The following is a 24,083-nucleotide window of genomic DNA, read 5'->3' as shown; positions in this document are numbered from 1 at the left end:
GGGCAGGCGGGTAAGAGTCAGCGGGCGGTTCTTTATGGAGCTGCCCGTTTGTTGTTTTTAGTTTGATAATTTGAGGTGAGATCAATGGGCGTTGTTGCCAAGCGTTCTACCATGACCTTCTTTTCCGACGCAGCGAGTCATTACTGTCATCGGGTGAGAATTGTATTGGCCGAAAAAGGCGTAACTGTTGATATCGTCGATGTAAAACCGGGCACTCTGCCGGAAGAAGTCGCCGAATTGAATCCGTATAATTCGCTGCCAACTTTGGTTGACCGCGATTTGGCTTTGTATGAGTCCAAAGTCATGATGGAGTATTTGGACGAGCGCTTTCCGCATCCGCCGTTGCTGCCAGTATATCCAGTTGCCCGTGGTGAAAGCCGCCAGTATATTTATCGTATTGAGCGTGACTGGTGCCGTTTGGTTGATGAGCTGCTAGCCGGTGGCAATCAAAAGAACGCTGACAAAGCACGTAAAGAGTTGCGCGATAGCCTGCTTACAGTCGCGCCGATCTTTGCAGAGAAGCCGTTTTTTATGAGTGACGAATTTACTCTGGTCGATTGCTGCTTGGCGCCAATTTTGTGGCGTTTGCCGCAGCTAGGTGTGGTTATTCCGCAAACTCGTCAGTCTAAGCCGTTGTTTGATTATATGGCGCGTTTGTTTGAGCGGCCTTCCTTCCAGGAAAGCCTGACTGAGAAAGAGCGTGAAAATCGTAGCGAGGCGTCAGTAGCCTAAGCCGCTGGCCGAATTATTATGGCAATGACTTCAAGCCGTCCTTATATGATTAGGGCAATTTACGAATGGGTAGTCGATAACGGCTGCACTCCCTATGTACTTGTGAATGCACTGTACGAAGGGGTGTTTGTACCTCAGCAGTATGTGCAGGACGGCCAAATTGTACTCAATATATCACCATCTGCGGTGATGGGGTTGAATGTCGGTAACGATTATTTGACCTTTAGTGGTCGCTTCGGTGGTGTACCGCAGGAAGTTAGTGCGCCAATTTCGGCGGTTTTGGGTGTGTACGCCAAGGAAAATGGTCAGGGCATGCTGTTTGAAACAGAAGAGCCTGATCTACCGCCTACGCCACCTGGGCCGAGGCCAGCGGCGAGTCTTAGCAAATTACCTAGCGGTAAATCTAAGCCAAGTCTTAAAGTGGTTAAGTAATAAAAAACGGGCCTGATGTGAATCAGGCCCGTTTTTCGTGTTGCCCTGTCAGTTTCTGATTATGTGTCAGGCAGGATTACCTTCAATAGTATTCAAATACCCGTACAACTTTTTGTACGCCGCTGGTCTCGCTAACGATTCTTGATGCGGTGTCTGATTCGGCCTTCGATACCAAGCCCATCAAGTAGACGATCCCATTTTCAGTAACAACTTTGATTTTCGACGCATCGAGCTTGTCGTCAAGAGATAGGCGGCTTTTCACCTTGGTACTTATCCATGTGTCATTGCTGCGCGCTACCATACCTACGTCGCCGCCTACGGCTAGTTCGTTGTGCACCTTGCGGACTTTCTTAATTTCATTAGCTACTTCTCCTGCCAATTGCCTGAGGCGTTCATTCGGCGCGTTGCCGGTAAGTAATACGATGCCGTTGTGGCTGGTCACGCTTATGCGGGCGCTCTGCAGTGCGGGGTCGGTTTTGCGAATGTTTACTAAGGCCTTGGTCTCGATGATTTCATCGTCCAAATAGCTTCCTAAGCTGCGGCTGCCTGGATCCTCTGCGATGGGTTTGTCGGTAGTGGCGGTCAGTATTTGGGTGCAGCCACAGAGAAGGCTGATGAGCAATACGGGTATGCTGATACGTAGAAAAGAGGTCATGATTAGGGGCTTCCAAAGAGTTGGCTGTCTATAAGCTCACATATACTGTGAATGGCGATAAGTTGCATCTCGGTGACGCGGGCGCGATCCTCTACTGGGAAGGCGAGCTCGACGTCTTCGGGGGCGAGCAGTGAACTGGCGTCGCCGCCGCTTAGGTTGCAGAGTGAAATCACTCGCATATTGCGCTCGTGGGCGGCCTGAATGGCCCGCAGCGTGGCGGTGGATCCGTTGCCGTTGTAGCACAGTACCAAGCAGTCGCCCGCTTGGCCGAGGGCTCGAATTTGATTGGCGTAGATGTCGTTGTAGCTCGAGTCGGCGGCGATGGCGGTAGCGGCGTCGGCACTGAGAATCATTGCTGGTAGTGCAGGGCGTTCATGCTGAAAGCTGGTTAGTAAATTGGTGGCCAAATGGTGGGCAATCAAGCCGCTACTGCCTTCCCCGCAGCAAATGATTTTGTGCTCGTGCAGCATGCTTTCTACGATGCATTCACTGGCTTGAACGATGGTGTCGCTTAACGATTCCATTGTATACATGCAGCTTTCTATGTGCCGATGAAACAGGTCTATAACTTGCTCAGAATAATCCACGGTGTTTTTGTCTCACTCCTGAAAAGCGTTGGGTAGCCAGTTGAAGTGCAGCTCACCGTTTTTTTCGGGGCTAGCTTCAATGACATCAAAGCGGCATGGAAGTTCACGATACTTGGCGCTGCAGGCACGACTGCCGAGATAGTGGCGGGCGGTGAGCATTATCCGCTGTTGCTTGCGCAGGGTGACGGATTCGGCGCCACTGCCGAAGCTGTTGCTGTGTCGATAGCGAACTTCGACGAACACCAAGTGTGTTGTGCTAAGGGCGATAATATCAATTTCACCCAAGCGGCAGCGGTAATTGCGTTCAATAATTTTAAGTTTGTGTTTTTCTAAATAACAGCCGGCAGCCAATTCCGCGCGTTTGCCAGAGTCAGCTGCCGTTGCCCGCAAAAACATTAGGGTTGATCTTGTTCCGCAGTGTTGATCGGGTTGACCACTGCGATGCCATTTTGAATTTCCGCAAGGGATAGCTCTCGCTCAATTTGACCAAATATATTTAAACTCAGGGTGCCTGTTTCGCCAAATACCTTGCTGTCGGCGCCGTTGCGCAGCTGTTTTAGTCGCAAGTGTAAGCGAAAGCTATCTACACCAAGAGCGTACATCCGTTGGTAGCTCGCACTCGAGGGAATGCCATTGTTTATGGCTTGACGGATCTCTGAATCTTCATTAAAAATCCATGGAATATCAATGAAGCGCACGCCGTTAATATCTTGATCTTTGGTGGGTGCGCTACTACCGCGATAGATATGCGAGGTAGCGTAAACGGGTATGTCGCCCGCGTAGTGATAGGCCAATAAAGGCTTAATAGCCCGCCCCTCGTTGGGGCGGGCGAGTAAAAAGATAAAGTCTAGGTCGGTGCGACGGTAGGGCTCATAGTTTGGTCGCAGGCCAATAATTTGTTGCAGTCGCTGCAGGCGGCTTTGGCTTTTGTCGATATTTAAAATACTTTTGATCTGCTTGGAGTAATTGTTTTTGCTTGCGTCAAAGGTTTGGCTGGCAACAATTTTACCGCCCAATTGCTGCCAGCGGCTGCTAAACGCGTCTGCGACTTTTTGGCCCCATGCGCCCTCGGGAGTAATGATTAGTGCGCGTTTATAGCCTTTGCCTAGCGCGATATCTGCTATTTGCGCAGCCTCGTCCTCTGGATTTAGACCGAACTGATAGAGGCCGCTGGGGAAACGATCGCCCTCAATGCGGTTTAAGGCCAGGGTTGGCAGAAGCATGGATTGTGGATGGCTAGCGGTGAGGGCGCTAAGGTTTTCTTTCTCTAGTGGGCCAATAACCAGTTTGTTGCCGTCATTAACGACTTGCTGGTACACCGCGTCGATACTGCCGATATTACTATCGTACTGTTTGATTGTCGGCACGCTGCCACCCAGGTTGAGGGTTTCGTAGTAGGCAGCAAAAAAACCATCGCGGATTGCCTTGCCGTAGGCAGCGAGGCGGCCGGTCACCGGCAGAATCAACGCAACTTGATCGGGGCGCTCAATGATGAGGTCGTCTAATTTGTCGAGGCCACCGGGCAGTGAGTAGCGTGCTGGATGCTTGGCCCAGCGTGCGAGCCATGCATCGCGCTGACGAACCTGGGCTTCGATGTCGCCTTGATTATCCTTGGCAATGGAGGCAAGTTCCAGCCAGCCGAGGTAGTCGCGGTTGCCATTGCTGCCGATATTCTCGATCAAGGTGCTGGTTGGGATTTGCATCAGCGAGAGCCAGATTGCCTCGCGGTTTGCAGATTGCTGGCTGGGAGTGAGCAGCGGATCGATAAAAATCCACTCTCTCGCAGCGGCGAGGTGGTCGCCCTCAATTTGGAATAGGCTTGCTCGTAGTTGGCTGTATTGCAGTTGTTGGCGAATCGGTGCGTCAATGACCGCTGCTTCGATTAGTGGGTCGGTCAGCTCGCGCAGAGCCTCGCTGAATTCGGCGTGGCCGCGACGCACTCTGGCCCGAATAATTGCGAGGTGGAGAGCTTGCTCGGAGCTTAGTTCTGGGGCGATAAGCTCGCCGACTACGTCGTCAGCGCGGGCGAACTCGCCTTCCCTGAGGAGAACGTCAGCGGCGCGGAGCAGTAGATCTGCTGCTTCATCTGTATCTAGGGCCGCGGCCTCGCTCAGCCACTGCTCGACTAGACTGGCATCGGCAGTGGCCGGATTAAAGTTAGTGGCTGCGCTGAAGTTTGGGCGGGGCTGCGACGCGGGTTTTTGGGTGTCTGGCCGCTTGTAAATAGTGCTGGGCGGCTGTGTGGAGGCACAGCTAACCAGCAAGCCGCAAATAAGTGCAAAAGCAAAAGTTCTTGTCTTCATTGATAAGCCATTGTTAGTCTGCGCGGTCATGCATTATGAGCGAGGCATCCATTGTGGAAATTAGCCCCACCCTTTACGTTGTTGCGACGCCAATAGGGAATTTGGCAGATATGGTACCTCGAGCCATAGAGGTCCTACAAACAGTTGCGCTCATCGCGGCGGAAGATACTCGCCACAGTCGTCCGCTATTGAAGCATTTTGACATTGATACACCCTTGGTGGCTTATCATGATCACAGTAATAATGCCGCTCTCGAACGCTTGCTCGACCATATGCGTGGAGGTAAAGATCTTGCTTTGATTTCTGACGCGGGTACGCCGCTGGTTTCTGACCCAGGTTATCGATTGGTTGATCTTGCGCTGAGCGAGGGTTTTAAGGTGGTGCCGATACCCGGTGCCTGCGCGGTTATCGCGGCGCTGAGTGTGGCTGGGCTGCCCTCGGACCGGTTTATGTTTGAGGGTTTTCTACCGGCTAAGCAACATGCGCGACAGGCGACCTTAAAGGCCTTGGTGCGCGAACGCCGCACGATGATTTTCTATGAGGCGCCGCATCGGCTTCGCGACAGCTTGGCGGATGTGCTCACCGTGATGGGGCCTGACCGCACCGTGGTGTTGGCCAGAGAAATAACGAAATTGTTTGAGACCGTTAAACGGTTGCCCGCCGCTGAAATGCTGGAGTGGGTCAGTGCCGACAGCAATCAGCAGCGCGGTGAGTGCGTGGTGTTGATAGCAGGCTTTGGCGGCGATGATGGCATTCCAGTTTCGGTTATTGAGATGCTTGATGTTTTGCGTGCTGAGCTGCCTTTGAAGCAGGCGGCGGCGCTGTGTGCAAAAATCACGGGCATTAAGAAAAATCAGCTATATCAATACGGTATTGAGAATCCTCTCTAGTTGTTGCGGTAAATAGCGCTTGCGTCGGCGCTAACTACTGGTTATTCTTACAGTTGAGTCGGCCAGACGATCGCTCGGCAGTTCGCTGCAGGGAGGAAAGTCCGGGCTCCGCAGGGCAAGGCGCCAGGTAACTCCTGGGAGGTGCGAGCCTACGGAAAGTGCAACAGAAAATACACCGCCTACGTAGCGCAAGCTGCCGGTAAGGTTGAAATGGTGCGGTAAGAGCGCACCGCGCGACTGGCAACAGTTCGTGGCATGGTAAACCCCGCCTGGAGCAAGGCCAAATAGGAATCCAATGCTGTGGCCCACAGTGGATTCGGGTAGGCTGCTAGAGGTTTGCGGTGACGCAGATCCCAGATGAATGGTCGTCCAAGACAGAACCCGGCTTATCGGCCGACTCACTTTTTACCCTCTTCTTTACTAAAATCTCTTTACACTTAATGTAATACATTAAGTCGCTTTCTCATGCCTTTGTTTCCCATTGTTTAGTTGTTCTAGCTCGCCCCCCTTTCTCTGTTTTTGCACGCAAGTTACTGACATTTTTAAGAAAAATCCCTCTATTTTCCCTTAGACCCAGCTTGACACTGGGGCTTGCAAGTTCCTATAGTGTCGCTTAGTGGGTAAAAGTGGTTTTTTGTGGTTTTTAATGGTTTTCTCAGTGGGAAAAGGTGGGGAATGTGTTCCTAGGTAGTCATGCCATAACAATGGACAGCAAGGGGCGTTTGGCGATACCAGCCAAGATACGCGACGCCTTGGTGTCTGTGTGTGGCGGCCGCTTGGTTATTACCGCCCATACCGAAGAACGCTGTCTGCTGGTGTATCCCGAGCCGCAATGGCTGGACTTATTGCCAAAAATTGAGGCGCTACCCAATATTCATCGCAAAGCGCGCTTAGCGCAGCGGCTGTTGCTGGGTTATGCCACCCCTCTGGAAATGGACGCCAACGGCCGAGTGCTATTGCCGCAACCATTACGCGATTACGCTGATCTTGAGAAAAAACTATTACTGGTTGGTCAGGGTAAAAAATTAGAGCTGTGGAGTGAGTCGGGATGGTTCGACTGGCTTGGTGCAGCGGGAGAGGGTGACGATATGCCAGAAGAGATGTTGTCGCTGTCACTATAGAGAGAGTGTCATTTGGAACAACATTTAACAGTATTGCTGCACGAGGCCGTGAGCGCATTGGTAACAGACACCAGTGGGCGCTATATCGACGGCACGTTTGGCCGTGGTGGCCACAGCCGGCAGATACTGGCGAGCTTGAGTGCCGACGGGCGCTTGCTGGGTATAGATAAAGACGCCCAGGCGTATTCTGAAGGGCTTGAGTTGAGCGCCGCTGATCAGCGTTTTCAAATTGCTCGAGGTTCATTTGCAGACTTTGCTGAGCTGGCTGAAGCCGAGGGTATGGTGGCGCCATTTACCGGTGTGCTGCTGGATTTAGGTGTTTCGTCGCCGCAATTAGATCAAGCCGAGCGCGGCTTCAGTTTTATGCGCGACGGCGATTTGGATATGCGCATGGACGTTGATCGTGGGATGAGTGCCGCCCAGTGGATTGCTGTAGCAGACGAAGCTGAAATTACCAAAGTGCTGCGAGACTATGGCGAAGAACGCTTTGCCAAGCGCATTGCTCGGGCAATTATTGCTGCACGGGAAGAGCAGCCGATTACGCGTACTCTCCAGCTCGCAAAAATAGTTACCGAGGCTAACCCAGCTTGGGAAAAACACAAGCATCCGGCAACGCGCAGCTTTCAAGCGATACGGATCTTTATAAATGATGAGTTAACGGATTTAGAAAAGCTGCTGAGCAAACTTGTCGACAATCTTGAAGTGGGCGGCCGTTTGGTGGTGATTAGCTTTCATTCCCTCGAAGACCGCATCGTTAAGCGTTTTATGCGTCGTCAGGCTGAGGGAGACAAAGTACCGGCATATATTCCGGTTACCGAGAGCCAGCGCAATCGCAAATTAAAAATTATTGGCAAGGCGGTTAAGGCTACCGAGCATGAGGTTGCGTTAAACCCTCGCTCGCGCAGTGCGGTAATGCGCGTAGCGGAAAAAATCGCTTTAGATGAGTGTGCATAGCAATGCGGGCAGCTGGGCAGCGGAGCAAAACATCGGAGCGATCTACACCAGCACCGTTTGGTGGGTTGCTAGTTCCGGCGGTGCTGTTACTCGTGGTGATGTCATGTATTGCGGTTATTCAGAGTTCTCATAAGAGCCGCAAGCTTTTTGGTCAGCTACAGGATTTGCGCCGCGACGCCATGTCGTTGGAAGAAGAGTGGGGGCGCCTGCTGTTGGAACAGAGCACTTGGGCGTCGCCAGATAGAGTTCAAGACATGGCGGTACAGAAATTAAAAATGCAGGCACCCAATATACGGGAAGTCAAAATGGTTCGGGGTTATGGCAAAGCAGGCTAAAGTTCAAATATCGCCCTGGCGCTTCCGTATCGTGCTCGGCGGCCTGCTGCTGCTCGCCTTTTTATTGGCTTGGCGCGCCCTTACCCTGCAAGTTCTCGATGTTGATCGCGGCTACCAATTCTTGCAAGGCCAAGGCAATGCGCGCACCAACCGCACCGAAGTAATCCCCGCCCATCGTGGAATTATTACTGATCGCAACGGTGAGCCACTGGCGGTGAGTACGCCGGTGGCTTCTATCTGGGCAAACCCGCAAGAACTGCGCGGCGCAAAAAGTGACTGGTCGCGCTTGGCTGGGGCGTTGGATATGTCGGTAAGTGAATTGACGCGCCGAGTTCAACGCTATGGTGACAGCCAGTTTATGTATTTGCGTCGTCATTTGCCGCCCGTCGCCGCGCAGGCGCTGATGCAAATGAAGATTCCCGGTGTGTATTTACAGCGGGAATATCGCCGTTTTTACCCCGCAGGGGAAGTGACCGCACATTTATTGGGCTTTACCGATATTGATGATCGCGGCCAGGAAGGTTTAGAGCTGACTTATGACGAATGGCTAAATGGTACGCCGGGTCGCAAACGGGTATTAAAAGATTTATACGGCAATATTATTAGAGAGATCGACGCCGGGGAGGCGGCCAGCCCCGGCAAAAATGTCCAGCTCAGTATAGATCTGCGCTTGCAGTATCTAGCCTACCGAGAACTTAAATCAGCAATAAATCGAACCGGCGCTAAAGCCGGTTCGGTCGTTATTATTGATAGTGATAGTGGCGAGGTGTTGGCCTTGGTCAATCAGCCTTCGTTCAACCCCAATAATCGCAATCAGTTGACCCCCGATGCGCTTCGTAATCGCGCGGTTATTGACATGTTTGAGCCCGGTTCAACCGTCAAGCCGCTAACGATGGTGGCCGCGCTGGAAAGTGGCAAATACCAGCCAGACACCAAGATTAATACCAATCCCGGCTATATCAAGGTTGGTAGAAAATTACTTGAGGATCACCGTAATTACGGTGTGCTCACCGTGGCTGAAGTGTTGAAAAAATCTAGCCAGGTAGGTACCACTAAAATCGCGCTGTCGCTGGATGAACACGATATTTGGGGTGTGTTCGATCGCTTTGGCTTGGGGCGTTCGACCAACTCAGGTTTCCCCGGTGAAAGCAGTGGCGTGTTGACGAATAGAGCTAACTGGCGCCCCATCGAGCGGGCTACGTTTGCGTTTGGCTATGGTATCACCGTGACCAACTTACAGTTAGCTCAGGCCTATTCGGTCTTCGCTAATCGCGGCGTATTTCAGCAAGTCTCACTGCTCAAGCGCACTGAAAAGCCGGCACAGCAGCAGGTGATTTCCGCCAAAATTGCCCGTCAAGTTGTAGATATGCTGGAAGAGGTGACGGAGCTAGGTGGCACCGCGACTCGCGCCCAGGTTGACGCTTATCGTATTGCCGGTAAAACCGGAACCTCGCACAAGGCTATCGCCGGCGGCTACGCCGAGGATCGCTATTTTGCGATTTTTGCTGGCGTGGCGCCAGCCAGTAATCCGCGGATTGTGGCAGTTGTGACGATAGATGAGCCTAAGGGCGATTATTTTGGCGGTCTAGTCGCGGCGCCAGTGTTTTCGAAAGTGGTGTCGGATGCTCTGCGGCTGTTGAATATCGCGCCAGACAACCTAGAAGAGACAGAGCCTAAACCGGTAGTAAAAGGGGGGGCGTCAGCGTGATGGCAGACCAACAAAACTACACATTACCGCGTTTATTGGGAGACTTACTGCCAGGCCTAAGTCATGAGGTTGCTGCGGTGCCGGTAACGGGGCTCGCCATAGACAGTCGTAAAATAAAGGCCGGCGATGTGTTTTTGGCCATTAAAGGCCACCAAGTGGATGGCCGTGATTATATTGATGCGGCGATCTCGGCCGGTGCGGTTGCCGTTATTGCTGACGCTCCCTTTGACGACGCCCAGTGGTCGCTGCCGGTGGTGGTGATTGAAAATTTAGACGCTCGCTTGAGTGAAATTGCGGGCCGGTTTTACGGCCGGCCATCACGTCAGCTGCAGCTTATAGGCATTACGGGCACGAATGGCAAAACTTCTTGTGCATGGATGGTCGCTCAGTTGTTGGAAACTATCGGCCAGCCCTGCGGCTTAATTGGCACCTTGGGCAATGGCCGTTTTGGCCGTTTGAATAGCGGCAATAACACTACTCCAGATGCGGTATCGATTCAGGCGCTATTGAGTGACTGGCGCGATGGCGGCGCTAATTGGGCGGCGATGGAGGTGTCTTCGCACGGACTTGCTCAGCACCGGGTGGAAGCTTTGAATTTTGCGGCGGCGGTGTTTACTAATTTGAGCCAGGATCATTTGGATTACCACGGATCCATGGCGGCTTACGGTGCAGAGAAAGCGCGTCTATTAAAATGGGCAGATTTGCCCTTGGCGGTGATTAACCGCGACGATGAATTCGGTCGCCAGCTGCTGTCTGAATCCACTGCTAAGCAAACTATTGATTTTAGTATTAGCGATTCCCAAGCCGCAGTTTACGCTGCCGATGTACGCTGCGATATGCAGGGGATCGCAGCGCAGGTACACAGCCCTTGGGGCAGTTTTCAGTTGCAGTCGCCACTGCTGGGCAGTTTTAACCTTTCTAATTTGGTGGCGGCAAGTGCGGTGCTATTGGGCTTGGGAGTCACTGCGACGGCGATAGCTGATGCAATTCCAAGCTTAAAACCGGTTCCCGGTCGTATGGAATGCTTGCGCTCAGAAGATGGCGTGCTGGCGGTAATTGATTATGCCCACACCCCAGACGCGCTTGAAAAAGTGCTGCAGGCGCTGCGCGCGGTTACCAAAGGCGAATTGATTTGCGTCATGGGTTGCGGCGGCGACCGCGACCGCAGCAAGCGGCCGTTGATGGGCGCTATTGCCGAACAATTTTCTGACCGCGTTATGGTGACCAATGACAATCCGCGCTCAGAACAGCCCGCCGCTATTATTGCAGAGATATGTGCTGGCATGACCCGCTCACCGCAGGTGGTTTCTGAGCGCGATGCGGCGATTGCTGCGGCGATTGCTGCTGCTAAATCTGGCGATGTGGTACTGATTGCCGGAAAAGGTCATGAAGACTATCAAGAAGTGGCCGGTCGTAGGTTGCCCTTTAGCGATGTTCAGTGCGCACGGCTAGCACTAGCTGCGAGGCCGACAGAATGATTGCGGCAATGAATTTACAAGCCATCGCCGCTGCAACGCAGGGCGTGTTGACGGGTGAAAACGTGACTATTGAGCGGGTCTGCACCGACAGCCGCCAAGTTCAACGTGGCGATTTGTTTGTTGCCCTCAGTGGCGAAAATTTTAATGGTAATCAATTTGTTGCGGCGGCCAAAGAGGCTGGCGCGGCAGCGGCAATTGTTAGCGATACTCGGGATATTTTGGCCAATGTCAGGGTCACAGATACCCGTCGCGCACTGGGCTTAATCGCGCGGGAAAATCGCCGTCGTTTCAAAGGTCCGCTGGTCGCGATTACTGGCAGCAGTGGTAAGACCAGCACCAAAGAAATGTTGGCCGCAATCTTTGCTCAATGTGGCGAGGTATATGCCACGGTTGGCAATTTAAATAATGAGATTGGCGTTCCCTTAAGCTTGCTCGCCATCTCTGCGCAACACCAATTTGCAGTGATCGAGATGGGCGCTGCAAAACAAGGTGATATCCACTACCTCTGTGAATTTGCAGAACCGACGATCGCCGTGCTGACGAATGCTCAGCCTGCGCATATTGCTGGTTTTGGTTCACTGACCGGCGTGGCTGAAACCAAGGGCGAGATATTTCGCGGTTTAGCGAAGGGCGGCCTCGCCATTATCAACGCTGATGATGCTCACTGTGCGCTCTGGCAGTCGTATGCCTGTGATGTACAGCAGCGCTTATTCAGTTTGGTGCGGGAGGATGTCGATGTGTTTGCGCGTGATATTGATCTGAGTGAGCCAGGCAAGGTTCGTTTTGAACTGGTTAGTTTTCAAGGGAGCGCACAGGTGTGTATGCCGCTGTCGGGGCGGCATATGGTTGCCAATGCTTTGGCGGCTGCCGCGGCTGCACTGTCGGCGGGCGCTAGTCTTGGCGAGGTCGTTAGTGGGCTGGAGTCGGTGCGCGGTGTGAGCGGGCGTTTATTGCGTCGCGAAATCGCCGGTATCGCCTTGATTGATGACAGTTATAACGCCAATCCAGGATCGGTGCGCGCGGCCATAGATGTCTTGGCAGAAGCCAAAGGGCGAAAAATTTTGGTGCTTGGCCACATGGCCGAGCTGGGTAATGAAGCGGCGCAGCAGCATCGTGAAATAGCGGCTTACGCGCGTGGCAATCGCTTAGATAGCGTGTTTTTAGTGGGCGAGTACGCTGCCATGATGGCTGCGGAGTTTGGTAGCAATGGTCACGCGTTTAACGATAAGCCGAGCTTGATCTCGGCATTAAAAACATATTTACAGCTTGGGGATACGGTATTGGTTAAGGGTTCACGCAGCGCCGCAATGGAAGTGGTGGTAGATGCCATGGCGGCAGACTTGGCGCGGGGGAGCAACTGACATGCTGTTGCTTCTAGCTGAATATTTAAGCCAGTACATTAGCGGTTTTGCCGTTTTTCAATACCTGAGTATTCGCGGCATTCTCGGGGTATTAACTGCACTGGCGATTTCATTAATGATCGGCCCTGTGATGATTCGCAAACTCAATTTTCATCAAATTGGTCAGGCGGTGCGCGACGACGGTCCGCAGTCGCATCTCAGTAAGTCTGGCACCCCTACCATGGGCGGCGCACTGATATTGGTCGCCATTTTTATCAGCACCCTACTGTGGTCAGATCTTAAGAACCACTATGTGTGGACGGTACTAATTGTAACCGCGATTTTTGGCGCGGTGGGTTGGGTCGACGATTATCGCAAAGTCATCGAGCGCAATCCGCGGGGTTTGCCTGCGCGCTGGAAGTATTTATGGCAAAGCGTAGCTGGGCTCGGCGCGGCCTTATATTTGTATATGACTGCTGACAGCTCGGTAAATACCCAATTGTTTTTACCGTTTTTGAAAAACGTAAGTTGGCAAATGGGCCCATTGTTTATTGTATTAACGTATTTCGTGATTGTCGGCGCGAGTAACGCGGTGAATTTAACCGATGGTCTCGACGGCTTGGCAATTCTGCCAACGGTGATGGTTGGCGCGGCGCTGGGTTTAATCGCCTATCTAACTGGCAACGTGAAGTTTGCAGAATATTTGCATATTCCCTATGTGGCGGGAGCCGGTGAACTCATAGTTATTTGCGGTGCGCTGGCCGGCGCGGGTCTTGGCTTTTTATGGTTTAACACTTACCCGGCGCAAGTATTCATGGGTGATGTGGGGGCATTGGCCCTTGGCGCAACCTTGGGCACGATCGCCGTAATCACCCGCCACGAGATTGTGTTTTTTATTATGGGCGGCATTTTTGTATTAGAAACCGTGTCGGTCATTTTGCAGGTGGCCTCGTTCAAATTAACCGGTCGTCGCATCTTTCGCATGGCGCCGATACACCACCATTTTGAATTAAAAGGTTGGCCAGAGCCGCGGGTAATTGTGCGCTTTTGGATTATTACAGTGATGTTGGTTTTATTTGGTTTGGCCACTTTAAAACTGCGCTAATTAAAACGGGAGTTATAGGCAACGTGAGTTTAATTGCATCCGACAATAGACGGGTCATCATCGGTCTAGGTAAAACCGGGCTTTCTATCGCCCGCTATTTTACTAGCCGTGGCTTGTCCTTTGCGATTGCTGATAGTCGCGATGCACCGCCGGAACTCGCCCTGTTTAATGCAGAGTTTCCAACAGTAAGACCTATTCTCGGCGCATTTACTGACGATCAGTTTTTGTCGGCAACCGAACTTGTCATTAGCCCAGGTATCTCCTTGGCTGAGCCTGCGATAGCAGCAGCTAAAGCGACTGGTGTGCTTATTAGCGGCGATATTGAATGGTTCTGTCGCGAAGCCACGGCGCCTATCGTTGCCATTACGGGGTCTAACGGTAAGAGCACCGTGACAACACTCGTCGCAGAGATGGCAGTCAATGCCGGTTGGCGTTGTGCGGTGGGCGGTAATCTTGGTACGCCCGCGCTGGAGTTACTCGACGACCGCGCCGAACTCTATGTGCTGGAGTTGTCGTCATTTCAATTAGAGCGCTGCGCGTTTATCGGCGCTGAAGTGGCGACGGTATTAAATGTGAGTGAAGATCATCTAGATCATCACGGCAATATGATCGCTTACCACCAAGCCAAGCATCGTATATTCCGTGATTGTAAAAAGGTTGTTATTAATCGCGATGACGCCTTAAGCACGCCGTTGATTCCCGACGCCGTCGAAAAGTGGAGCTTTGGTTTAGGGCGCTCAGATTTTCGCGCCTTTGGTTTAATAGAAGAAGACGGCGAGCAGTATTTGGCTTTGGCTAGAGAGGCTTTGTTGCCGGTGTCAGCCTTAAAAATGGCTGGACTGCATAATATTAGCAATGCCATGGCGGCGTTGGCGTTGGGTGCTGCAGCTGGCCTGCCGATGAGCGCTATGCTCAGTACGCTCACCGAATTTACCGGTTTAGCGCACCGTTGCCAATTTGTTGCACAGTGGCAGGGTTTGCGCTTTTACAACGACTCTAAGGGCACCAATGTTGGCGCGGCAGTGTCGGCGCTGAGAGGCTTGAGTGGTGCTGGTAAGGTGGTCTTAATAGCCGGCGGTGTTGGCAAGGGCGCCGACTTTAAGCCTTTGATTGATACCCTGCTGGATGTAGGTCGCGCAGTAGTATTAATTGGTGAAGCTGGGCCAGCGATGCTCAGTATGCTTGATGGCCGTTTGCCCGCGGAGTTATGCGTGGACATGCCTACTGCGGTTCGTGTCGCGGCGGCCAATGCTCAAGCTGGCGATGTGGTGCTACTGTCGCCGGCCTGTGCCAGCTTCGATATGTTTACTAATTACGAGCATCGTGGCGACGTCTTTACTGAGTCGGTAAAGGCGCTGATGGGGGGGCTGCAATGACGACATATTTGCAGTCGCGTTGGCTTGATTTGCGTCAATTTGATCGTCACTTACAGCTGCTGCTGTTGGCTTTGTTGGTGATTGGTTTTGTCGCGATGACGTCGGCTTCTATTGAGCATGCGGCGAGTCGTTACGGCGACGCTTTCTTTTTTGCTAAGCGTTATTTCTTCCATTTTAGTTTGGCCTTTGGCTTGAGCGTGGTCATGTATCTAACGCCGGTCGACCTGTGGGAACGCACGGGTTGGCTGTGGTTGTTATTTGGTTTTGTGCTGTTAGCGTTGGTCTTGATTCCCGGCGTTGGTAAAGAGGTCAACGGCAGTCGGCGCTGGCTTGGCGTAGGGCCACTGACTTTGCAGGCCTCGGAGTTTGTAAAGCTGTGTGTCATTTTTTATCTGGCCGGTTACTTGGTGCGCCGCCGTGACGAAGTGCGGCAGAGTTGGTCAGGTTTTGTTAAGCCCATGGCGCTGCTATTCGCGGTGACCTTACTGCTAATGCTGGAACCGGATTTTGGTGCAACGGTAGTAACCGCTGGCACCGCGTTTGTGATGATCTTTTTGGGCGGCGTAAAGCTCGGCCAATTTTTGCTGGTGATTTTAAGCTGTGTTGCTGGCGCCGTGGCGATGGTTATTTTTGAACCCTATCGCATGAAGCGCCTAACCGCGTTTACCGACCCCTGGGCAGATCAGTTCAATACTGGCTACCAGCTCACCCAGTCGCTTATTGCTTTTGGTCGCGGCCAGATAAGTGGCGTGGGCTTGGGCAATAGCGTGCAGAAATTGTTTTATTTACCGGAGGCGCACACCGACTTTGTGTACGCCATTTTTGCGGAAGAATTTGGTTTTATCGGCAGTTTGTTGGTGTTGGTTTTGTTTGCGGGCTTAATTGGTCGGATTTTGTTTATAGGCCGTTACGCCGAAATGATGGGTAAGCAATTTCACGCGTTTGTGGCCTATGGTATCGCGGTCATGATTAGCGGTCAGGCGTTTATTAATATGGGCGTTAACACCGGCTTGCTGCCAACCAAGGGTTTGACCCTACCGTTTTTCAGCTACGGCGGCAGTAGTTTAATTGTGTGTATGGCAATGGTGTCGCTGGTGGGACGAATCGAACTGGAATGCCGGAGGCAAGATGGCCGCTGAGCAAACAGTATTAATGATGGCTGGTGGCACTGGCGGGCATGTTTTTCCGGCGCTCGCAGTGGCGTCTGCACTGGCTGAACGCAATGTAAGTGTTCATTGGCTGGGTACTGCTGCGGGCATCGAAGCGCGCTTGGTACCTGCCGCAGGTTTGCCCTTGCACTGTTTGAATATGGCTGGCGTGCGGGGCAAGAACCCTGTATTTCGTCTACTTGCCATCGGCAAAGCGATGCTTGCAGTTTTGCATAGTATGCGTCTTATTTTGAAGTTAAAGCCCTTTTGTGTGGTGGGCATGGGCGGTTACGCCTCTGGGCCAGGTGGCTTGGCTGCCAAGTTGTTGGGTGTGCCGGTATTGATTCAAGAGCAAAACGCGGTCGCGGGCACCACTAATCGCTTGCTAGCGAAAATTGCGCAGCTCTGCTTAACCGGTTACCCCATCGACTTGGGTGGCGAGCGCAATCGCTATATTGGCAATCCGGTGCGCCGCGAAATTGCAGAAATAGCTACGCCGGCCAGTCGCTGGGCTGAGCGCAGTGACGGCCTACGGGTTTTGGTGCTGGGCGGTAGCTTAGGCGCCAAGCCGATAAATGACGTGGTGCTGGCGGCGTGGCAGCAACTGAGCGAGACGCAGCGGCCCACTTTATGGCATCAGACTGGTCGCGCCCACGAAGAACTAGTACAGCAAGCGTATCAAGCGGCGGGAATAGCGGTTCGCGCTGAAGCGTTTATTGAAGATATGGCGGCCGCCTACAGTTGGGCTGATGTGGTTATCTGTCGCGCTGGCGCATTGACGGTAGCCGAGCTAGCGGCCGCGGGCGTACCGGCCCTGTTAATTCCATTGCCCCACGCGATTGATGACCACCAGCGCGCCAATGCTCAGTGGTTTGTGGATGGCGGCGCCGGCGAAATTATTGATCAATCGGTTTTTAATGCCGAGGCTTTATGTGCTTGGTTGGGGAGTGCTCGTGCAAATAGGGAGTCATTGTTGACTAGTGCTGAGGCCGCAAGACGGCTTGCCAAAATAGATGCAGCTGACGTTGCCGCAAATTATTGTATGGAGTTTGCCAATGAGTCCTAAGCATCCCTTTGTGGTTCCTGAAATGCGTCGAGTTAAACGTATTCATTTCATCGGTATCGGCGGCGTGGGTATGTGCGGTATTGCCGAAGTGCTTTTGAATCTGGGCTATGTGATTTCAGGCTCAGACCTTAAAGCCTCGCCCAGTACGGCGCGTCTTCAGCAGCTAGGCGCGCGAATTGCCTTTGGTCATCGCGGCGAAAATATTGGCGACTCCGATGTCGTGGTGGTTTCCAGCGCGGTGAACGAGAGCAACCCAGAAATAGCCGCTGCTCGTCAATTGCGGGTGCCGATAGTGCGCCGTGCAGAAATGCTGGCAGAGTTGATGCGCTACCGCCACGGTATCGCGGTGGCAGGCACCCACGGTAAAACGACCACCACTAGTTTGATCACGGCTATTTTTGCCGAGGCCGGTTTAGACCCTACCTTCGTGATTGGCGGTCGAGTAAATAGCGCCGGCACCAATGCTGCCTTGGGCGAAAGCCGCTACCTAGTGGCTGAGGCAGATGAGAGCGATGCCTCCTTCTTGCATCTGCAGCCAATGGTGTCGGTGATTACCAATATTGAAGCCGATCACATGGCGACCTACGACGGTGACTTCAGTAAGTTGAAGCGCACGTTTATCGAGTTTTTGCACAATTTGCCGTTTTACGGCATGGCGGTGGTTTGTGTTGACGACCCAGTGGTGCGTGACATTATGCCGGATATTGGCCGTCCGACCTTGACCTATGGCTTTAGTGAAGACGCCGACTTTCGTATTCATTCCCTACAAAAACTGGGTATGCAGAGCCGCTTCAATGTAAGCCGACCAGATGGCAGCGATATCGAACTCAGTATTCAGCAGCCCGGTGTGCACAACGTGCTAAATGCTACCGCAGCCGTCGCGGTAGCGACGGACGAAGGTTTGCCGGTAGACGCTATTTGCAATGGTATTGCCAATTTCCAGGGTGTGGGCCGTCGCTTCCAGCGCTATGGCGAACTGCCGCTGGCCGATGGCGAGTTTATGCTGGTGGACGATTACGGCCATCACCCCACCGAAGTGGCCGCGACGATTTCTGCCGCTCGCCAAGCTTGGCCAGATCGCCGCCTAGTGATGCTGTATCAGCCGCATCGCTATAGTCGGACCAAAGATTTGTACGAGGATTTTGTACGGGTATTGTCCACCGTCGACAGTCTCTTGCTGCTGGATGTGTACTCCGCAGGTGAAGAGCCGGTTCCGGGCGCCGACAGTCGCAGCCTGTGCCGCAGCATTCGTTTGCAGGGCAGTCTCGAACCGGTATTTGTAGAAAATACCGAAGCTGCTTTTGACATATTAAAACCCCGTATTCGCGCTGGTGATGTACTGCTCACTCAGGGCGCGGGAAATATTGGCGCCTTGGCGCTGCAATTAGCCAGTCAGGATTGGGTGTAGGTCGCGGCAATGAGTGACATAACAGTAGCAAACATAAATCGGGCGATTGGCGGCAAGCTAGCTGTTCTGCTGGGCGGCCGCTCGGCGGAGCGGGAAATTTCCCTGAAAAGCGGGGCGGCGGTAATGGCTGCATTTGAGCGCCAGGGCATTGCGGTTGAAGGCATAGACGTGGCCGATGCCAATTGGATGCAGCGACTCAGCGGTGAATTTAAGCAGGTGTTTATCGCCTTGCACGGTCCCGGCGGCGAAGACGGCACAGTTCAAGGCGCGCTGGAGTGTTTGGATATTGCCTATACCGGCAGCGGTGTTATGGCGTCGGCGCTGGCCATGGATAAGTTTCGCTGCAAGCTACTGTGGCTAGGTATGGACCTGTCGACCCCGCGCTTTGTCGAGTTAACTGCAGACAGTGATTGGCAGGGCATTATTGATGATTTAGGCCCGGTAATTGTAAAGCCAGCCTGTGAAGGCTCAAGTATTGGTATGGCTCGCGCGGCGAGTGCTGCTGAATTGGCTGACGCATGGCAAAACGCGCAGGCCTATGGCCGCGTATTCGCTGAACAGTGGATTAGCGGTAGTGAATACACCGTAGCGATATTAAACAACAAGGCGCTGCCGGCGATTAAATTGGAAACCGATGCCGCGTTTTATGATTTTAACGCCAAGTATATTTCTGATGAAACGCGTTATTTGTGCCCCTGCGGTTTGAGCGCGGCCGAAGAGCAAGAGCTGAGTGAATTGGCCTTAGCAGCGTTTAGTAGCTTGGGCTGTGCTGGTTGGGGCCGCGTTGATGTGATGCGCGATGCCGCCGGTAAATTCTATTTATTAGAAGTGAATACCGTACCAGGGATGACCGACCACAGTTTAGTGCCGATGGCCGCTAAACAGGCGGGACTTAATTTTGAGCAGTTGGTGTTAGCTATTTTAGCGGGCAGCATAAAGGCGGACTTAGTTTGAAATGAAGCTACTGAGCGGTAAACAAAATCGCCTGAAAGCGCGCAAGTCTGCGGCGCCAAAGGACCCGCGTGTGCAGCGTGAGTGGGGGCGTATTCTCAATCGCCTACTCTTGGTTGCGGCGGTAATTGGTTTTGTTTACGGCGTAGAGCAACTGGGCCGCCAGTTAGACGCTATTCCTGTAGATCGGGTGGTGTTTGCCGGTGATCTGCGTCACGTGAGTCGGGATGTTTTGGTCGAGCGAGTAACTGGACATTTAGCGGTTGGTTACGTGGGACTAGATTTAGAGGCCATCCAGGGCGAATTAGAGCAAGAGCCATGGGTGTATCGGGCCATTGTTGAGCGGGTTTGGCCTCGAGAATTGAAAATTACGATTGTTGAAGAAGCGCCCATCGCGATGTGGGGCAATGGCGGTTTGCTAAATCACCGCGGCAAAATATTTTTGCCCGCGAAGGGCATGGCCGAAGATGCTGGTCTGCCGCTACTGAGCGGCCCTGATGGCAGCGCCATAGAAATAATGCGCCAGTATCGCTTGATGAGTCAGCTGCTTGGTGACGAAGACTTGATTTTACAGCGCTTAGAGATGAATGATCGCGGCGCGTGGACGGCAACCCTTAATGGCGGTGCCGTGCTGGTTTTAGGTCGTCAAGAACCGCTGGAAAAGCTACGCCGTTTTATGTGGGTGTATCGCCACCAGTTGGCGGGTGATTTTGATCGAGTTAAACGTGTTGATACACGTTATATCAATGGCTTGGCGGTGGCGTGGGATGAAACAAAAGGTGCAAAAGGTAATGGCTAAGGAAATTGCTCTGGCAATGGAGTTGCCGGCGCACAACGGATCGCAAACTTGGGAGAAGCAAAGCAATGGCTAGTTCACACGCAAGCCGGATGATTGTCGGCCTTGATATCGGCACCTCGAAAGTGGTGGCTATCGTTGGCTCGAGCAACGAAGACGGCAAGCTGGAAATTATAGGCATTGGCTCGCACCCATCTCGCGGTCTGAAGAAAGGGGTGGTGGTCAATATTGAGTCGACGGTGCACTCAATTCAGCGCGCGATAGAAGAAGCTGAATTGATGGCCGGTTGCGAGATCCACAGCGTGTATGTAGGTATTGCGGGCAATCACATTCGCAGCCTCAACTCCCACGGTATTGTCGCGATTCGCGACCGCGAAGTATTTCAGCTTGATTTAGATCGGGTTATCGACGCCGCTCAAGCGGTGGCGATACCTGCTGATCAAAAAGTGCTGCACATCCTGCCGCAAGAATTTGTGATCGATGAGCAAGAGGGCATTAAAGAGCCGCTGGGTATGTCTGGGGTTCGCCTAGAAGCCAAAGTGCATTTAGTGACCTGCGCAGTTAATGCGGTGCAGAACATCGAGAAGTGCATACGTCGCTGCGGCCTAGAAGTTGAAGACGTCATTCTGGAGCAGCTGGCCTCAAGCTACGCTGTATTGACTGATGACGAAAAAGAGCTGGGTGTGTGCATGGTGGATATCGGCGGTGGCACCACTGATATCGCGATCTTTACCGATGGCGCGATTCGTCATACCGGTGTTATTCCAATCGCTGGCGATCAGGTTACCAATGACATCGCCATGGCGCTGCGCACGCCAACCCAGTACGCGGAAGAGATCAAAATTAAATACGCCTGTGCGCTGACTCAGCTCGCGGGTGAAGGTGAAATGATTAAGGTACCCAGTGTTGGCGAGCGCGCCCCGCGGGAATTGTCTCGCCAGGCGCTGGCCGAAGTGGTTGAGCCCCGCTACGACGAGTTGTTCACCTTGATTCAAGCCGAACTGCGTCGCAGTGGCTACGAAGATTTGTGCGCGGCGGGCATCGTGCTGACCGGCGGCACCTCAAAAATGGAGGGTGTGGTTGAGTTGGCCGAAGAGATTTTCCATATGCCCGTTCGTATTGGCGTACCGCAGGATGCGCGGGGTTTAACTGACATCGTGCGCAATCCAATTTATTCAACCGGCGTGGGCTTGCTGCATTACGGCATTAAGCATCAGGCCGAGCACGGCGGCCGTGGACGAGTTAAGCGCAACGGTTTCTTAGCGAGCTTGAAACAGTGGGTTCAAAATAATTTTTAAGGTGTAAGGCGGCCGTGCCGGCAGCACGGTCAAATATGCAAAAGGGAGAAAACCAATGTTTGAACTAGTAGATAACGTTCCACAGAACGCAGTAATTAAAGTGGTGGGTGTCGGTGGTGGTGGCGGTAACGCTGTTAAGCACATGATCGCCTGTAATGTTGATGGTGTCGATTTCATCTGCGCCAATACTGACGCCCAGGCGCTGACCAATGTCGCCTCTAAGACGGTATTACAGCTGGGCACCACCATCACGAAGGGTTTGGGCGCAGGCGCAAACCCAGAAATCGGTCGCCAGTCGGCGATGGAAGATCGTGACCGCATCGCCGAAGCATTGCAGGGCGCCGATATGGTGTTTATCACCGCAGGTATGGGCGGCGGCACTGGTACGGGCGCCGCGCCAGTTGTGGCGCAGGTTGCTAAAGAGCTGGGTATCCTGACCGTAGCGGTAGTCACCAAGCCTTTCCCCTTTGAGGGCAAAAAGCGCATGGCCGTTGCTTTAGAGGGTATGAAAGAGTTGCGTCAACACGTTGACTCGCTGATCACCATTCCCAATGAAAAGTTGCTACCTGTCTTGGGTAAAAACACCAGTTTACTCGATGCCTTTAAAGCAGCTAACGATGTATTGTTAGGTGCAGTGCAGGGTATTGCCGATCTGATTATTCGTCCGGGCATGATCAACGTCGATTTCGCCGACGTGCGTACGGTGATGTCAGAGATGGGTATGGCGATGATGGGCAGTGGTGTGGCCACCGGCGAAAATCGCGCTCGTGAGGCTGCAGAGGCCGCCATTCGCAGCCCTCTTCTCGAGGATGTGAATTTGCAAGGGGCGCGCGGGATTTTGGTTAATATTACCGCAGGTCTGGATCTGTCCCTAGGCGAGTTCAACGATGTCGGGGATACTATCGAGGAGTTCGCTTCTGAGAACGCCACGGTTGTTGTCGGAACGGTAATCGATCCCGATATGGTCGATGAATTGCGGGTAACAGTGGTTGCTACTGGTCTTGATGGCATTGGCGCTGATATACCACTGAAAGTAGTTGAAACTCGGCCAGTTGAGCCGCGTTCCAATGATTACCGCAAGCTCGATCGGCCAACTGTTATGCGCAATAACCAGCAAGCTGCGGTTGCGCGAGAAGTGGCTCCGGCGCCAATGGCAGACAAAGACATGGAATATTTGGATATTCCAGCGTTTCTGCGGCGCCAAGCCGATTAATTAGCTGTAGCCGGTACAGCGCGAGGGCGGGGTGTCAGTAGTCTGCTGACACCAAGACAAGTACGTCCCCGTGAATGTAGCCGTCCGGCCCATAGAGTGAGTGTGAACATGATTAAGCAACGTACCTTGCGCAATACCATCCGTGCTACGGGCATTGGTTTGCATACGGGTGATAAGGTCTACCTGACGCTGAAACCAGCGCCAGCGGATACCGGTGTGATTTTCCGGCGCACCGATTTGAATCCTGTTGTTGAAATCCACGCTCGCGCGGAGAATGTGGGTGATACCACTTTGTCGACCACTTTAATGAATGGTGATGTACGGGTATCAACGGTCGAACATTTACTGTCGGCGATGGCAGGCTTGGGTATCGATAATGCCTATGTTGAAGTCAGCTCATCGGAAGTGCCGATTATGGATGGCAGCGCCGGTCCATTTGTTTTTCTTATTCAGTCTGCCGGGATTGAAGAGCAAAATGCGCCGAAAAAGTTCATTCGTATAAAGCGTCCGGTGACGGTAAAAGATGGTGATAAAGTCGCGAGTTTCCTCCCTTTTGACGGCTTTAAAGTGTCTTTTACTATCGATTTTGACCACCCGGTCTTTAAAGACCGGGTTGGCCATGCCGAGTTGGATTTTTCCAGTACGTCGTTTGTAAAAGAGGTGAGTCGGGCACGAACCTTTGGTTTCATGCACGAAATTGAATACCTGCGTTCTAAAGGCTTGGCGCAGGGCGGCAGTGTCGACAATGCGATTGTGGTTGATGAGTACCGTATTCTTAACGAGGAAGGTCTGCGTTATGAAGACGAGTTTGTGAAACACAAGGTATTGGATGCCATTGGCGATTTGTATTTGCTGGGCACCAGTTTGATCGGTGAGTTTAAAGCCTTTAAGTCGGGCCACGGCCTAAATAATGCGTCGTTGCGGACCTTAATTAAAGACACTGACGCGTGGGAATGGGTAACGTTTGACGATCCCGCCGACGCGCCAATAAATTACGCCGCCGCGGTAGCTGCGCTCTGATTACCGCTATCTACCATGCTTGGCGGAGATTCGTCTAAGCATGGTAATATCCCCCTATCTATGCGATATTGCGCCTCGGTGTTACGGTATTGCTCACGTCTTACCAGCAGCTAAACTCGCGGCATTTTCGGGATCATTCTCAGCAGTGGTCATCGCGTCGTCATCAG

Annotated in this window: 23 protein-coding genes and 1 other RNA gene; 20 read left to right on the top strand and 4 right to left on the bottom strand. The window is 52.8% G+C overall.

What is annotated here, in order from left to right:
• The first annotated feature begins 84 nt into the window (after positions 1–84).
• Together AB4876_RS06055 and AB4876_RS06050 are read left to right on the top strand one after the other, a co-directional pair.
• Positions 85–732: a glutathione S-transferase N-terminal domain-containing protein gene (locus tag AB4876_RS06055; protein ID WP_368380752.1), complete on the top strand. Its 648-nt coding sequence runs from the start codon at positions 85–87 to the stop codon at positions 730–732.
• Between the two features lie 24 nt (positions 733–756).
• A complete protein-coding gene (locus AB4876_RS06050; RefSeq protein WP_368380892.1) occupies positions 757–1,164 on the top strand; it encodes a ClpXP protease specificity-enhancing factor in 408 nt (135 codons plus the stop codon).
• Positions 1,165–1,246: 82 nt separating this feature from the next.
• Here AB4876_RS06050 and AB4876_RS06045 read toward each other — a convergent pair whose 3' ends face one another.
• From AB4876_RS06045 to AB4876_RS06030, 4 genes are all read right to left on the bottom strand, one after another.
• The gene (locus AB4876_RS06045) at positions 1,247–1,819 is read right to left on the bottom strand and encodes a BON domain-containing protein (protein WP_368380751.1); all 573 of its coding nucleotides are present in this window, start codon (positions 1,817–1,819) and stop codon (positions 1,247–1,249) included.
• A gap of 2 nt (positions 1,820–1,821) precedes the next feature.
• Positions 1,822–2,352 carry an SIS domain-containing protein gene (locus AB4876_RS06040; RefSeq protein ID WP_368380750.1) on the bottom strand — a complete coding sequence of 177 codons (531 nt, stop codon included), beginning with the start codon at positions 2,350–2,352 and terminating at the stop codon, positions 1,822–1,824.
• A gap of 66 nt (positions 2,353–2,418) precedes the next feature.
• A complete protein-coding gene (locus AB4876_RS06035; protein WP_368380749.1) occupies positions 2,419–2,802 on the bottom strand; it encodes a YraN family protein in 384 nt (127 codons plus the stop codon).
• Positions 2,802–4,709 carry a penicillin-binding protein activator gene (locus AB4876_RS06030; RefSeq protein ID WP_368380748.1) on the bottom strand — a complete coding sequence of 636 codons (1,908 nt, stop codon included), beginning with the start codon at positions 4,707–4,709 and terminating at the stop codon, positions 2,802–2,804. Before AB4876_RS06030 ends, AB4876_RS06035 begins: the two co-directional genes overlap by 1 nt.
• Before the next feature lie 35 nt (positions 4,710–4,744).
• Between AB4876_RS06030 and rsmI the strand changes: the two genes are divergently transcribed.
• From rsmI to lpxC, 18 genes are all read left to right on the top strand, one after another.
• Positions 4,745–5,599: a 16S rRNA (cytidine(1402)-2'-O)-methyltransferase gene (gene rsmI, locus AB4876_RS06025; protein ID WP_368380747.1), complete on the top strand. Its 855-nt coding sequence runs from the start codon at positions 4,745–4,747 to the stop codon at positions 5,597–5,599.
• A gap of 54 nt (positions 5,600–5,653) precedes the next feature.
• Positions 5,654–6,004, top strand: an RNA gene (gene rnpB, locus AB4876_RS06020) — RNase P RNA component class A.
• A 272-nt stretch (positions 6,005–6,276) separates the two neighbouring features.
• Positions 6,277–6,720 carry a division/cell wall cluster transcriptional repressor MraZ gene (gene mraZ, locus AB4876_RS06015; RefSeq protein ID WP_368380746.1) on the top strand — a complete coding sequence of 148 codons (444 nt, stop codon included), beginning with the start codon at positions 6,277–6,279 and terminating at the stop codon, positions 6,718–6,720.
• Positions 6,721–6,732: 12 nt separating this feature from the next.
• Entirely contained in the window at positions 6,733–7,674 is a 942-nt protein-coding gene (gene rsmH / locus AB4876_RS06010) for a 16S rRNA (cytosine(1402)-N(4))-methyltransferase RsmH (RefSeq protein WP_368380745.1), read from the top strand.
• A 2-nt stretch (positions 7,675–7,676) separates the two neighbouring features.
• Positions 7,677–8,009 carry a cell division protein FtsL gene (gene ftsL / locus AB4876_RS06005; RefSeq protein ID WP_368380744.1) on the top strand — a complete coding sequence of 111 codons (333 nt, stop codon included), beginning with the start codon at positions 7,677–7,679 and terminating at the stop codon, positions 8,007–8,009.
• Positions 7,993–9,717 (top strand): peptidoglycan D,D-transpeptidase FtsI family protein, encoded by a 1,725-nt coding sequence (locus tag AB4876_RS06000; RefSeq protein WP_368380743.1) that lies wholly within the window; start codon positions 7,993–7,995, stop codon positions 9,715–9,717. Before ftsL ends, AB4876_RS06000 begins: the two co-directional genes overlap by 17 nt.
• Positions 9,717–11,195 carry a UDP-N-acetylmuramoyl-L-alanyl-D-glutamate--2,6-diaminopimelate ligase gene (murE, locus tag AB4876_RS05995; RefSeq protein ID WP_368380742.1) on the top strand — a complete coding sequence of 493 codons (1,479 nt, stop codon included), beginning with the start codon at positions 9,717–9,719 and terminating at the stop codon, positions 11,193–11,195. The genes AB4876_RS06000 and murE overlap by 1 nt, the downstream gene beginning before the upstream one ends.
• Positions 11,156–12,556 carry a UDP-N-acetylmuramoyl-tripeptide--D-alanyl-D-alanine ligase gene (locus AB4876_RS05990; protein WP_368380741.1) on the top strand — a complete coding sequence of 467 codons (1,401 nt, stop codon included), beginning with the start codon at positions 11,156–11,158 and terminating at the stop codon, positions 12,554–12,556. The genes murE and AB4876_RS05990 overlap by 40 nt, the downstream gene beginning before the upstream one ends.
• Before the next feature lies 1 nt (position 12,557).
• Positions 12,558–13,640 carry a phospho-N-acetylmuramoyl-pentapeptide-transferase gene (gene mraY / locus AB4876_RS05985; RefSeq protein ID WP_368380740.1) on the top strand — a complete coding sequence of 361 codons (1,083 nt, stop codon included), beginning with the start codon at positions 12,558–12,560 and terminating at the stop codon, positions 13,638–13,640.
• A gap of 23 nt (positions 13,641–13,663) precedes the next feature.
• Positions 13,664–15,016: a UDP-N-acetylmuramoyl-L-alanine--D-glutamate ligase gene (murD, locus tag AB4876_RS05980; protein WP_368380739.1), complete on the top strand. Its 1,353-nt coding sequence runs from the start codon at positions 13,664–13,666 to the stop codon at positions 15,014–15,016.
• Positions 15,013–16,155: a putative lipid II flippase FtsW gene (gene ftsW, locus AB4876_RS05975; protein WP_368380738.1), complete on the top strand. Its 1,143-nt coding sequence runs from the start codon at positions 15,013–15,015 to the stop codon at positions 16,153–16,155. The genes murD and ftsW overlap by 4 nt, the downstream gene beginning before the upstream one ends.
• The gene (gene murG / locus AB4876_RS05970) at positions 16,145–17,230 is read left to right on the top strand and encodes an undecaprenyldiphospho-muramoylpentapeptide beta-N-acetylglucosaminyltransferase (RefSeq protein WP_368380737.1); all 1,086 of its coding nucleotides are present in this window, start codon (positions 16,145–16,147) and stop codon (positions 17,228–17,230) included. Before ftsW ends, murG begins: the two co-directional genes overlap by 11 nt.
• Positions 17,220–18,638 (top strand): UDP-N-acetylmuramate--L-alanine ligase, encoded by a 1,419-nt coding sequence (murC, locus tag AB4876_RS05965; protein WP_368380736.1) that lies wholly within the window; start codon positions 17,220–17,222, stop codon positions 18,636–18,638. Before murG ends, murC begins: the two co-directional genes overlap by 11 nt.
• Positions 18,639–18,647: 9 nt before the next feature.
• On the top strand, positions 18,648–19,592 hold the full coding sequence (locus AB4876_RS05960) for a D-alanine--D-alanine ligase (protein ID WP_368380735.1): 945 nt from the start codon (positions 18,648–18,650) through the stop codon (positions 19,590–19,592).
• Position 19,593: 1 nt separating this feature from the next.
• The gene (locus tag AB4876_RS05955; RefSeq protein WP_368380733.1) at positions 19,594–20,388 is read left to right on the top strand and encodes a cell division protein FtsQ/DivIB; all 795 of its coding nucleotides are present in this window, start codon (positions 19,594–19,596) and stop codon (positions 20,386–20,388) included.
• 65 nt (positions 20,389–20,453) lie between these two features.
• Positions 20,454–21,683 carry a cell division protein FtsA gene (gene ftsA / locus AB4876_RS05950; RefSeq protein ID WP_368380732.1) on the top strand — a complete coding sequence of 410 codons (1,230 nt, stop codon included), beginning with the start codon at positions 20,454–20,456 and terminating at the stop codon, positions 21,681–21,683.
• Positions 21,684–21,738: 55 nt separating this feature from the next.
• Positions 21,739–22,896 carry a cell division protein FtsZ gene (ftsZ, locus tag AB4876_RS05945; RefSeq protein WP_368380731.1) on the top strand — a complete coding sequence of 386 codons (1,158 nt, stop codon included), beginning with the start codon at positions 21,739–21,741 and terminating at the stop codon, positions 22,894–22,896.
• Between the two features lie 108 nt (positions 22,897–23,004).
• Positions 23,005–23,916 (top strand): UDP-3-O-acyl-N-acetylglucosamine deacetylase, encoded by a 912-nt coding sequence (gene lpxC / locus AB4876_RS05940; RefSeq protein WP_368380730.1) that lies wholly within the window; start codon positions 23,005–23,007, stop codon positions 23,914–23,916.
• Positions 23,917–24,083 lie beyond the last annotated feature (167 nt).

The sequence above is a fragment of the Zhongshania guokunii genome, assembly GCF_040892635.1.
Taxonomy (GTDB): domain Bacteria; phylum Pseudomonadota; class Gammaproteobacteria; order Pseudomonadales; family Spongiibacteraceae; genus Spongiibacter; species Spongiibacter guokunii.
This window is presented reverse-complemented; position numbering and strand designations above follow the sequence as displayed.